Genomic DNA, 13577 nt, shown 5'->3' with positions numbered 1-13577 from the left:
TATTTTATATTTAATTAAATATTTAACATTATTTCAATAATAGCTTTTATTAAAAAAAGAACATAATGATTAAAAATAATTTATATTATAAAATATTTATATTAAATTTTAGATTTAGAGTTTTTTACTATTTTAGTAATACATTAATTTTAAAGAGATTATATTAAAAGTAAATATTTAACAATTAATTATTAATATGTAGAAATATACAGTTATATAAAATATATTATAGATAAATTTATTCATATTATCTAATATCTATTCTTAATAATTAAATTATTATTTAATATAATAAAACTATGTTTATAGTTAGAGGAATATTCCATTTAAATTAATAATTTATATGTATAAATTATTAATTTAAATGGAATATTAACTTTATAAATTTTATTTACTAAATAATTTATTTATTAAACATACTATTACTTAAGTAGTAGATAAGATCTGATTAAATCATATTAATTTTCTTATATTAATATTTTATGTGAAATTATATACATTCATAAAATCTCTTAATTTTGAAAAAAGTTATTAACTTTTATAAAATATTGTATATAATTAATATATTAATTATATTTTCTAATGCATTCCATTATTGATTTAAATAGAATTTTAAAATTTTGTTTATATATTTCATATAGACAATCATACAAACTCTGATCTTAGTATTGATAGTACAAATAGAAAAGTATATAATCTATGATACTATATATTTAAATATATAATTGTGATTTGCTAACAATAAAAAAGTAGTATAATTATATATATGTATGTATAAACAATAAGCATTTTAAAATGTTAGATTTTATATCTTTGATATATATTATCTATAGTCAATGATATGTCTTAACTTTTATTGATATAAACTAGCATCTTATAACATAGAAAAGATTTCTATGTTATATTAGAACGTAAATATATATAATATAAATTAGATATACGATATTGTTTAATATTAATGTATATTGTAACTTACATACATAGTTGATTATATAAAGTTATATACTTTATTTATTACATAAATATTTATATATGTAAAAATACAGTTTTTTTATAAAACATCATATCTATTGCAAATCAGTTTAATGAAACTAAGTATACTTTATGTATTTTAAATGCTTTTATTTTTTATGATATAATTTATATTCAACATAAATTATATAATTTAATATAATTTAAATTATATAATTTATCTCACATAAAATATAAGCATCTTTATAAGATTATGAAAAAATTTTTATATATTAATATACATTTATAAGTAGATATTTATTATTAATAACTATATTTTTATTTATATAAAATAAAATATTTTATATAAGTACGAACTCAGTACTAAATAATAAGAAATTATTATGAATGACAGAATTTTAATTCTCATGAGAATTATATATTTATTATACTAGTCATAATCTCTTGACCAATTTTTTATAATCTTACGTATTAAAATCGAATTTATTAAGCATTTAAAATGGGATACTGGCGTAATTTTCGTCCGGTTCGTTGTTATATTCATCAATATCGGATTTTTCATGCCAACCAAATTATTAACTTCAACACTCGTAGGTATGGATGTTTTTTGTCAAGATCCATTTTCTGCGATGCTACACACTGATAACGGTATGTTGGCAGTATTACATCATAATATACCTATCTTTTATGCTTTAACACCTGAGCGTCTATCACGAATAATAGCATTAGAAACATCCATGCAAACTACGAATAATATTTCTACATATAAGAATAAATTAAATAGCGATAATAAATCAATTTTCACTCCATTAGGTAAATTTACTATGTATCAGGGTTGGAAACCAGATAAAGATTTTCAACGTCAAGCAGCAATTTGGGGAATAGTATTACATGATCCTGTCACTCCTACTGAACTTGCAACTTTTATTACTTACTGGCAAGCAGAAGGCTGTCTTTTTCATCATGTACAATGGCAGCAAAAATTAGCACGTAGTGTACAAATGTATCGTATCGCCAATAATGCACAAATAAAAAGAAATATTACTCAAATAAATCATTTTAATTACGATATTCCTGATGGTTTTAGAGGTGAATAATGAAAACTCCAAACCAACTTTTTAATAGACTAAAAAAACTTATGCCACCTAATATAGAGCCAAAATTTAAAAATGGACAAGAGCTGTTAGCTTGGAATCAGGAGCAAGGACGATTGCGATCAGAAGCCATTATACGTGAAAATCGTGCTATGAAAATGCAACGTATTATGGGTCGTTCCGGTATCCGTGAATTACATATTAATTGTTCTTTTGATAATTACCGAGTAGAAAACGATGGACAATATAAAGCATTATGCTTAGCAAGAGAATATTCAGCTAGCTTTGAAAAAAGTATAGCAAGCTTTGTTTTTTCTGGACGTCCAGGTACAGGTAAAAATCATCTAGCAGCTGCGATAGGTAATGAATTAATTTTACGCGGTAAAAGTATATTGATAGTCACAGTTGCTGATTTAATGTCTAGTATGAAAGGTACTTTTAATTGTGAAAGTAATATTACAGAAGAGCATTTAATACATGATATGAGCTATGTGGATTTATTAGTAATAGATGAAATAGGCATACAAAGAGAATCACGTTATGAGAAAGTAATTATAAATCAAATAGTTGATCGTAGATCTTCTTCAAAACGACCTACTGGTATGCTATCTAATCTCGATTCAACAGGGATGAATGGATTACTTGGTGAAAGGGTCATGGACCGTATGCAAATTGGAAATAGTCTATGGGTACGTTTTGATTGGGAAAGTTATCGGCGTCGTATACGTGGCGATGAATATTGATTTATTTGAATTTAGCATATACAACTTGATTTATGCATTTAAAATATAAGTATTATTACATGTATAATTAATAGTAATTAATATTTAATAATATAAATTTTTCATAAACAGATTAAATATAAGAATTATTATTAATAATGTTTGTAGTTTTTAAATTTAAGTTATAAAAACTTAGTATCCTCTTATACAGAATTACACCATAGAATTTAAATTTCAATAATTTATTAAATTTTATGAACTATGATTACTATTATAATCTAACAATATTATTGTTTATTTAAGCAAATTTATTGTATCTAAAATAATTTTATTACAATATTAAGCTCAGTAATTAATTTGTGTTTCATTTACTAAATGTATTTGTATACAAAATATTTAACATATTTTTAAAAAAATCATTGTTTTTTTAAATTATTTAATACTATATCTTTATTCATAATAAATTTATATTTTAAATTAGTAAACATGCAATATGTATTGCAAAGAATTGAATATCAATTCAAATAATATTTTTCTTTATATGTAAACATTGAATATGCAAAAATTTAATATCAAAACATTTCAAGATATAATTTTAATAATATTAAATTATTGGAAATCTAAAGGTTGTTCTATCATACAACCTTTAGATATGGAAGTAGGTGCTGGTACTTGTCATCCAATAACCTTTATGGGTGCATTAGGTCCAGAACCAATTGCTTCAGTTTATGTTCAACCATCACGACGACCTACTGATGGACGTTATGGTAAAAATCCAAATCGTTTACAACATTACTATCAATTGCAAGTTGTTATTAAACCATCACCAAATAATATACAAGAAATGTATTTAGATTCATTAAAAGCTTTAGGAATAGATTTAAAGCTTAATGATATTAGATTTGTAGAAGATAATTGGGAAAATCCAACCTTAGGAGCTTGGGGTCTTGGTTGGGAAGTTTGGCTAAACGGTATGGAAATAACCCAATTTACTTATTTTCAACAAATGGGCACTTTTGAATGTAAACCAATAACAGGTGAGATTACTTATGGTTTAGAACGTCTAGCAATGTATATTCAGAATATAAATAATGTTTACGATTTGATATGGGATGTGAACTCAGTAGATAAAATCACTTATGGTGATATTTTCTACCAAAATGAAATACAACAATCATTTTACAATTTTAAATTAGCAGATGTAGAATTTCTTTTTTATTGTTTTGAGCAATATGCAAAAGAAATAGAACAGCAATTATCCATATCGCCCCCTTTACCATTACCAGCTTATGAACGTATTTTAAAAGCGATACATACTTTCAACCTATTAGATGCAAGACAAGCTATTTCAGTCACTGAACGAAAAAGATATATTTTTCGTATTCGTAGCTTAATTAAAGGAATTGCTGAAGCTTATTATGCTTATCGTAAAAAATTAGGATTTCCTATGTGTAATAAAATAAGTGAGATGTATTGATGATCGAAAAAAGTTTTTTAGTAGAAATTGGTACTGAAGAATTACCTCCAAGATTATTACGTGAACTTGCGGAATCTTTTGTTAATCATTTTTCTATCGAATTAAAAAATTCAGCTCTAATGTATAAAAAAATACAATGGTATGCGACGCCTCGTCGATTAGCAATAAAAGTTGAACAACTTGTTGATGTTGAAGTTAATGAAGAAATTATAAAACGTGGTCCTTCTCTTTCTATAGCATTTGATGCTAAAGGTAATGCCACAAAAGCAGCAACTAGTTGGGCACATAATAATGGTATTAGAATTGATCAAACTGAACATCTAATTACCAAAAGAGGATCATGGTTAATCTATCGTACATTAATAAAGAAAGAAAATCTTAAAATAATGTTACCAAGTATGGTTAATAATGCATTAAAAAAATTATCAATCAAACAAACGATGAGATGGGGGGATAGTAACGTACAATTCGTTCGTCCTGTACATACCATAACTTTACTATTAGCTAATGAATTAATTACAGCTAATATCTTAGGTATTCAGTCTAATCGTTTAATTCGTGGTCATCGCTTTATGGGCCAACAAGAACTTATCTTAAATAATGCAGATCAATATTCGCAATTATTAAGAGATACGGGAAAAGTAATAGCGCATTACGAATTACGTAAAAATAAAATTAAATTTGAGATTGAAAGAGCAGCTCATCAATTAGGTGGTAACGTTAATTTTAATAATTATTTATTAGAAGAGGTTACTTCTTTAGTTGAATGGCCAGTAATATTAACAGGTAAATTTGAAAAAAAATTTCTTTGTATACCAAAAGAAGTATTAATTCATGTAATGACAATTAGTCAAAAATATTTTCCTGTATATGATTCAAATGGAGAATTACTACCTAATTTTATTTTTGTAAGTAATATTGAAGTAGATAATCCTCAACAGATTATTATTGGTAATGAAACAGTATTACATGCACGTTTATCTGATGCAGATTTTTTCTTTAAAATAGACTGTAAACATCCTTTAGAAGATAACTTATCACGTCTTAAATTTATATTATTTCATAAACAATTAGGTACATTACATGATAGAATTAATCGTATTCAATTATTAGTAGCGTGGATTGCTGAAAAGATTGGTGCAGATATTAATAATGCGATTCGTGTAGCTATGCTTTCTAAGTGTGATTTAGTGAGCAAAATGGTATATGAATTTCCTGAAACTCAAGGAATTATGGGCATGCACTATGCACGTTATGATGGCGAGCATGATGATGTGGCTATAGCTATTTATGAACAATATCTACCACGTTTTTCTGGTGATATTTTACCATCTAATTCGTTATCTTGCACAATAGCAATTGCTGATAAAATAGACACCATAGTAGGTATTTTAGGTGTAAATGAGCATCCTAAAGGTGATAAAGATCCTTTTGCCTTACGACGTGCTGCATTAGGTATATTGCGTATTATTATTGAAAAAAAATTACCACTTGACTTACAAAGTCTAGCTAAGAAAACAATATGTCTATATAAAGATAAGTTAACCAATCATAAAACTATAGATGATGTAATTAATTTTATATTTAATCGTTATTATTCTTGGTATGAACTGAAAGGATATAGTATTGATATTATCAAGGCAGTTATATCATGTCGTTTTATGCATCCATTACATGTTGATGCACGTATTAAAGCTATTACTCATTTACGTATATTTAAAGTCGAAAGATTAAAAGGTTTAATTATAGTTAGTAAAAGAATTTCTAATATTTTATTAAAAAGTACAGAAGAATTAAATAAGAATGTACAAATTTCATTATTAAAAGAAAATACAGAGATACTGTTAATAGATTTAATTACAAAAATAAATACTAGATTAGAATTATATTTTCTTAACCATCGTTATCAGGATGCATTAATTGAATTAACACACCTGAATGAACCTATAAATAATTTTTTTGATAAAGTCATAATCAATACAAATGATTCTAAATTACGTATTAATCGTCTTAATTTATTAAAAAAAATTCAAGCATTATTTTTGCAAATAGCAGATTTTTCATGCTTATTATTTTAATAATTAAAAGTCAAATATTAAATTTTATTTAAATGATTTATATCTTGATTGTCAACTTAAAATATTAATAAACATTTAAAAATAAGTTTTTAAACCTAATTTTTAAATGCAATTAATTATACTCATAATATGTATCTGTTTAATAAAAATTAAATAAGTATTAATATTAATTTAATAATCAAAAATATCTAAATTAAAGAAATAATGAAATGCATAAATTTATTTTGTTTTTTTTTTTTTTTGAAAAATAAGTCATTAATAGTAATTTATTTTTAGAAAATTCTGTATTTAGTATCTAAATTATTAATACATTCTTATAAATGAGAAATTATGGTACAAAATTACATTTGTAAATTAGTTACTACATGTAATAAATTAGTTGAAATATAACAATAATTATCTTTTGTATAAATTATCTGATTAAATAATATCAGTTTAAATATATATTTGCTTTATATTTAAAATATGCTTTTTTAATAAAAAATAAAATATTTTGAATATAAACCATTAAATTAAAATTATTAAGAGTATAATCTTAATAATAAGATGATGATTCTTAAATCATAGTTTAATATGGCTATATTAGCAAGATTAAACATTAAGAATTAAATATAATTTAAATGATTTACATGATTCAGTAATACAGATTAAAATAATTGTATATCTAAATAAATTTAACTAATTTATATATTTATAAACTCAAATAACAAAATATGTTATAAGATTTGCTTATATTAAAATTTTATAATCATATATATGATTATATTTAATTAATAATAATAGTTACAATTATTATTCTTACTAAAAAATGATGTAATATTTGAGGAACTCATGTTATTTATTTTAAGATTTATCATTGTTATTTTTTATTCAATTTTAATTTGTGTATTTGGTAGTATATGGTGCCTACTTTCCCCACGTAATCCACGACATGTTTCAACTTTTAGTCATTTATTTGGTCGATTATCAACTTTATTTGGTATTAAAGTAGAGTTACGTAAACCGATTGATGCTGATAATTATAGTAATGTAATTTATATTTCAAACCATCAAAATAATTTTGATATGATTACAGTAGCAAATATGATACCACCACATACTGTCACCATTGGAAAAAAAAGTCTGATATGGATACCATTATTTGGTCAGCTTTATTGGTTAACTGGTAATATTTTAATTGATCGTAATAACTGTAAAAAAGTTCATCAAAGGATTCAAGAAATAGTAAGATCTTTTAATAATAAGAAACTAATTTCTTTTTGGATGTTTCCTGAAGGCACACGTAGCCATAGTACTGAGATACTACCATTTAAAACTGGAGCATTTCATATTGCTATGACTGTAAAAGCCCCCATCATTCCCGTAGTAGTATCTAATACTCATAATAAAATCAAATTAAATCGTTGGAAAAATGGATTAGTTATTATTGAGATGTTACATCCAATAGATACATCAAATACTGAATTAAATTCAGCAAATAAATTAGCTAATTATTGTCATTCATTAATGTCCGCTAAGTTAGAAAAACTTAATGTAGAAGTTATCGAACGTGAGAAAAACGATTTGATTTAATAATTAAATTATTAGCAATTAATTGCTAGTTCTTAAGTCTTTAAAGCATATAATATTATTATAATAAAATTATATTATATCTATATATCATATTCAAAAAAGTTTATCTAATAATATAGAATCTGATAATGATAATCATCAAAACATGTAATAATTTACTATTTAATATTTCATTTAATTATTATATAATAAACACATTCGACTTAGTTTTATTAACTATTAATATGTATGTTGATACTAATATTATTATCATGTTAATATAGTATTTTATACGTAGTATAAATAAGCTTTGATAATTTATATAATTTTATTAAATTATATAAATATAAAATAATCATCTATAAATAGAACTAAAACAATAATTTTAATTAGCATTAATAATATATTATGATTAAATAATGATAGATAAATAATCTATACACTTTATATTTTATGAGTATTCTACTTATAATTTAAACGATCGAAACCTGCCTTTAAGTCTTTCAATAAATCTTCTACATGTTCTAAACCAATATGTAAACGTATCAAAGTACCTTTAAAATCTACATTACCTAATATACGAATTCTAGCTAATTCTTCTGGTTGTTTTGCTAAAATAAGTGATTCATATCCACCCCAAGAATATGCCATTTTAAAATAAATAAAATTATCTAGATAATTAGCCAATCTTTCAGGACTTAATTTTTCATGTAAAATAAATGAAAATAGACCACTGCTTCCATTAAAATCACGTTTCCAGAAATTATGACCTTTACTTTGAGATAAGGCTGGATGATTTACTCTCGCTACTTTCGATTGCTTTGATAACCATTCTGCTATTTTTAAAGCACTTTCTTCATGTTGACGCAGACGTGTACCTAATGTACGTAATCCGCGACTAGCTAAATACGCTGTATCAGCATCAACTATTTGTCCCATCAAATAAGAATGTTCACATAATTGCGAATAGCATCTTTTATTTGCTACAGCAGTACCAATCATTCCATCACTATGACCAATTAAATATTTAGTTCCAGATTGAATTGAAATATCAATTCCATGCTCTAAAGCATGAAATAATATACCTGCTGACCAAGTATTATCTAATATAATAACAATATTTGGAGAGTAGTTACGAATAGCGGTAACTATATCTCGAATATTTTGAACTTCCATAGTAATGGAAGCTGGAGATTCAAGAAATATTACACGAGTATTAGATTGAATAAATTTATTTAATTCACTGCCGCCGATACAGTGATCAAAAAACGTGGTAGAAACGTTAAGTTTACTTAATATTTTTGTACAAAAATCTTGTGTAGGTTCATACACAGCGCTACTCATTAACACATGATCAAATGCATTTACGAAAGCAAGAATAGTATTAGAAATTGCAGCTGCACCACATGGATATAATACACAACCAGCACCACCTTCTAGTTCAGTCATTGCTTCTTGTAAAGCAAAATGAGTTAAAGTACCTCGCCTACCATAAAACAACACTCTATTAGTACAATTAATCTCAGCTCGTTCTTTATCAGCAACAGTATCAAAAATTAATGATGAAGCTCTTTGAATAACGCTATTAATTGAGCCTTGAGTATAATGTTTCTGACGTCCAGCAGTAACCAATGTTGTATCAATTTTTGTTGTTGAGCTCACTATAGTTCCTTTATACTATTTTACAGTAGATATAAGTTATCACAAAATAAAAATGATAGAGAGTCATATTATACAAAATGAATCATTAAATAATTATTTACATTGGAAGTATAATATTTAAGTCATATATAACATTAATTATATTTAAATTTTATTTAAATAAATCAATGATTATTAAAATGTTTAGCAGAAATAATACCTAATTCTTTATCTATTAAGAATAATCCTTCTCCTTTATTCCCTACAAGCACAGCTTTATCTAACATAGCTTTTAAAAGCTTTTCTTCTTCATGTTGCTCAGCAACATACCATTGAAGAAAATTAAAAGTACTGTAATCTCGAATATTCATTGCTACGTGGACTAACTGATTAATTTTATCTGTGATCAATTTTTCATGTTTTAAAGCTTCTTCTAATATTTCAACGAGCGATGACCAGCTAATAGGAGGAGCAGCAATATTTCCTATGATAGGTAATGTTCCAGTATCACTTAGATAATTAAAGAAACGTTGCATATGTTCCATTTCTTCTTGTGAATGTATTTTAAAGAAAACTGAAGATCCCTCCAATCCTTTATTAATACACCAACCACTCATTTGTAAGTAAAAATTAGCAGAGTAAAACTCTAGATTCATTTGATTATTTAAATGCGAGCTCATTTCAGTACTTAACATATCTAATCCCTTTAACTTGTTATTAAAAATATTTATGGGTAAATGTTTTTTAAGATAATTTATTTTAAATTAATAAATTTTTTATTATATATGTAATAAATATCATTATATTTTTAATATAATAAAATTGTTTAATTTATGAAAATTTTATATAATACAATTATATTAAGTTACTTAGTAGTAAATAATTAATTATTAATCAACTAAAGTTACAATATTTACTGTAATAGATTCATGCTCAAAATGATCTATTTCTCTTATTTTAATAATATAAATACAACAAAATTTTAAGTAAATGATTTAAGATATTAAAATTTAATAAAATATAATTATATAATTAATTTTATAATAAAAGATATATTAATTTTTTAAAACCATACTTATTTATAAATAATCATCCTTGGATAGATTAGTAATAAATCAGTCAAGTTAGTAAACTTAACCATCTTAGTAATCACTTAAGATAACAATCGGTTATATTATCTTTATATGAAGAATGTACTTATGTTTCATATTCCTTTTTTAGAACAAGTAAATAAACGTCGTACTTTTGCAATCATTTCTCATCCAAATGCTGGTAAAACTACTATTACTGAAAAATTATTGTTATTTGGACAAGCTATTCAAAGAGCTGGAACTATTAAAGGCCGTGGTTCTAATCAGTACGTAAAATCTGACTGGATGGATATGGAAAAACAGCGCGGAATATCAATTACTACATCGGTTATGCAATTCCCATATCGAGATTGTATAATTAACTTACTTGATACTCCTGGACATGAAGATTTTTCTGAAGATACATATCGAACATTGACAGCAGTTGATTGCTGCTTAATGGTTATCGATGCTGTCAAAGGAGTCGAAGAACGTACTTATAAATTAATGGAAGTCACGCGATTACGCGATACACCAATTATTACTTTTATGAATAAACTTGATCGTGAAACTAAAGACCCTATTGATTTAATAGATGAAGTAGAAAATAAGCTTAAAATAGCTTGTGTACCAATTACATGGCCAATAAGTTGCGGTAAATTTTTCAAAGGTGTTTATCATATCTATAATGATGAAATATATCTTTATCAGACAGGACAAGGACATACTATTCCAAAAGAAAATATCTTAAAAGGATTGCATGATTTAAGAGTTAATGAAACTATAGACAATTATTTATTTGATAAATTACAAAATGATTTGGAATTAATACAAGGAGTATTACAAAAATTTGATCGCCAGTTATTTTTAGATGGTAAAATTACACCTGTATTTTTTGGTACTGCTTTAGGTAATTTTGGTATAAATCATATGCTTGATAACTTAGTTTCTTGGTCACTATCCCCAATGCCACGTAAGACAAATATCCGTGTTATAACAGCTAAAGAAAAAGAATTTAGTGGTTTCGTATTTAAGATACAAGCTAACATGGATCCAAAACATCACGATCGTATAGCATTTTTACGTATTGTATCTGGTCAATATGTGCAAGGTATGAAGTTATACCATGTACGTACAGGAAAAAATATAATAATTGCTGATGCAATGACTTTTATGGCTAGAGAACGTTCTTATATAAAGAATTGTTATCCTGGTGATATTATTGGTTTATACAATCACGGTACGATTCAAATCGGAGATACTTTTACTCAGGGTGAAAATATAAAATTTATTGGTATTCCGAATTTTGCTCCCGAACTATTTCGCCGTATTAGATTATGTAATCCCTTAAAGAAAAAACATTTATTAAAAGGTTTAATCCAATTATCAGAAGAAGGAGCTGTTCAGCTTTTTCGTATGTTATATAACAATAATTTAATTATTGGTGCGATAGGCATGTTACAATTTGACATGGTTATTACGCGTCTAGAAAAGGAATATGAAATTGAAGTAATTTATGAAACAGTTAATGTCGCAACTGTACGTTGGATTATATGTGAAAATTCCAAAAAACTTTGTGAATTTCAATATAAAAATAGAATGAATCTTGCACTAGATGGCGGTGGATTTTTAACATATATGGCACCTACATTAATAAATCTCAATCTTATTCAAGAACGTTATCCAGATATTAGTTTTCATAAAACACGTGAACAATCATCATAGTTTAATAATTAAATTATTTAAATAATATAATACCTTCTATTGTAAATTTCTAAATTAGTAGTTATTAATAAAAAAAATAAAATAATTAAAAATTTAAGCTTAACTTAATTATTATTATTATTATTATATTAAATACAATTACATTAAATTTTATATTTATTAGTAAAATATTCATGAATAAAAGCACTAGTTGTCATTAATTGACATATTGCTCTACCTAATTATTTTTTCAATAAACATACTTTTATTTTTATTTAATTAATATATACAGTAATCGTATAAATAGTATTATATACTTAATATTTTATATTTATTAAAATTTCTTTAATAAATATAAAATATTTAAAGTTATTAATTGATTATAAATACAAAACATTCATATTGTATAATTATCTATATAATATCTAATTATATAGATAATTAATGCAAGTTTATATATTAAATATATTTACAGTTTTAAATGATTACATCATTTAAATGTATTTTAATGTACGTAAAAAAACATCTAAATTCTAAGTACCATTATTCTAGATAAATTTCAATACGTAAGTTATAATTATTTGCAATTAATATAGATTAACGTAGAAGAACATGAATTTTTAAACTTCTATCTATTTAAAACTTAGTTATATGTATAATATTTTAATAATTAAAATTTACATTTTAATAAACTATCTCTTAATTCATTAAAATTATAGATATAAGATATTAGATATTAATTAACTTTAACATATTTAAAATTATATTAAACTTTATAAGAATTAATAGTATATGATATAATACTGCATACATTAATTAAGAAATTTTACTCAGTAAATTTTTTATAGCTTCAATTAATATTTCAAAATATCATCTCTTGGAACACAATAAATCGTGTTACACAATCATAATTAATTAAGCTATTGTGATTAAGATATTATATTTAATATTGATAATATAATTATCATTTACATTTATATTGCAGTATAAATATATGGTATCTACCAATAAATCTATTGAATCAATATATTTAAAAATATTAACAACTCATTATAATTAATAATTAGTATATTATTAAATAAATAATTTTACTTAATAGGTAATTTACTGAATATTAAAATTTATTTAATATAATATCAGATAATATATATGAATTAATTAACATTTTAAATCTAAATTAGCATTTAGAAAAAACCTAATGTCTTAATAAATTCTAACTCTAATTAAGTTATATTGAATAATTAAATAATATTCAATATCATTGATCA

General features: G+C 24.1%; 8 protein-coding genes. 6 read left to right on the top strand and 2 right to left on the bottom strand.

The window, feature by feature from the left end; all coding sequences use genetic code 11:
- Window positions 1-1532 precede the first annotated feature (1532 nt).
- The 5 genes from dnaT (at window position 1533) to FD727_RS03485 (ending at window position 7915) form a co-directional block, all read left to right on the top strand.
- Window positions 1533-2069, top strand: a complete 537-nt coding sequence (dnaT, locus tag FD727_RS03505; protein ID WP_159938776.1) for a primosomal protein DnaT — start codon at window positions 1533-1535, stop codon at window positions 2067-2069.
- Complete coding sequence (gene dnaC, locus FD727_RS03500; protein ID WP_159938775.1) at window positions 2069-2809, top strand: DNA replication protein DnaC; 741 nt, start codon at window positions 2069-2071, stop codon at window positions 2807-2809. Before dnaT ends, dnaC begins: the two co-directional genes overlap by 1 nt.
- A gap of 535 nt (window positions 2810-3344) precedes the next feature.
- A complete protein-coding gene (gene glyQ, locus FD727_RS03495) occupies window positions 3345-4265 on the top strand; it encodes a glycine--tRNA ligase subunit alpha (RefSeq protein ID WP_159938774.1) in 921 nt (306 codons plus the stop codon).
- Complete coding sequence (glyS, locus tag FD727_RS03490; RefSeq protein WP_159938773.1) at window positions 4265-6343, top strand: glycine--tRNA ligase subunit beta; 2079 nt, start codon at window positions 4265-4267, stop codon at window positions 6341-6343. Before glyQ ends, glyS begins: the two co-directional genes overlap by 1 nt.
- An 831-nt stretch (window positions 6344-7174) precedes the next feature.
- Entirely contained in the window at window positions 7175-7915 is a 741-nt protein-coding gene (locus tag FD727_RS03485) for a 1-acylglycerol-3-phosphate O-acyltransferase (RefSeq protein ID WP_159938772.1), read from the top strand.
- Window positions 7916-8356: 441 nt separating this feature from the next.
- Here FD727_RS03485 and metC read toward each other — a convergent pair whose 3' ends face one another.
- Window positions 8357-9556, bottom strand: coding sequence for a cystathionine beta-lyase (gene metC / locus FD727_RS03480; RefSeq protein ID WP_159938771.1), 1200 nt, complete (start codon window positions 9554-9556; stop codon window positions 8357-8359).
- Between the two features lie 164 nt (window positions 9557-9720).
- Window positions 9721-10230 carry a non-heme ferritin gene (ftnA, locus tag FD727_RS03475; protein WP_159938770.1) on the bottom strand — a complete coding sequence of 170 codons (510 nt, stop codon included), beginning with the start codon at window positions 10228-10230 and terminating at the stop codon, window positions 9721-9723.
- Window positions 10231-10734: 504 nt separating this feature from the next.
- Here ftnA and prfC point away from each other — a divergent pair.
- Complete coding sequence (gene prfC, locus FD727_RS03470; protein WP_159938769.1) at window positions 10735-12330, top strand: peptide chain release factor 3; 1596 nt, start codon at window positions 10735-10737, stop codon at window positions 12328-12330.
- Window positions 12331-13577 lie beyond the last annotated feature (1247 nt).

Source organism: Pantoea sp. Mhis, assembly GCF_009830015.1.
This window is presented reverse-complemented; position numbering and strand designations above follow the sequence as displayed.

Coding starts and splice junctions, on each gene's coding strand:
- dnaC (WP_159938775.1), top strand. CDS start 2,069: ATGAAAACTCCAAACCAACTTTTTAATAGACTAAAAAAACTTATGCCA.
- ftnA (WP_159938770.1), bottom strand. CDS start 10,230: ATGTTAAGTACTGAAATGAGCTCGCATTTAAATAATCAAATGAATCTA.
- glyQ (WP_159938774.1), top strand. CDS start 3,345: ATGCAAAAATTTAATATCAAAACATTTCAAGATATAATTTTAATAATA.
- dnaT (WP_159938776.1), top strand. CDS start 1,533: ATGCCAACCAAATTATTAACTTCAACACTCGTAGGTATGGATGTTTTT.
- glyS (WP_159938773.1), top strand. CDS start 4,265: ATGATCGAAAAAAGTTTTTTAGTAGAAATTGGTACTGAAGAATTACCT.
- FD727_RS03485 (WP_159938772.1), top strand. CDS start 7,175: ATGTTATTTATTTTAAGATTTATCATTGTTATTTTTTATTCAATTTTA.
- prfC (WP_159938769.1), top strand. CDS start 10,735: ATGTTTCATATTCCTTTTTTAGAACAAGTAAATAAACGTCGTACTTTT.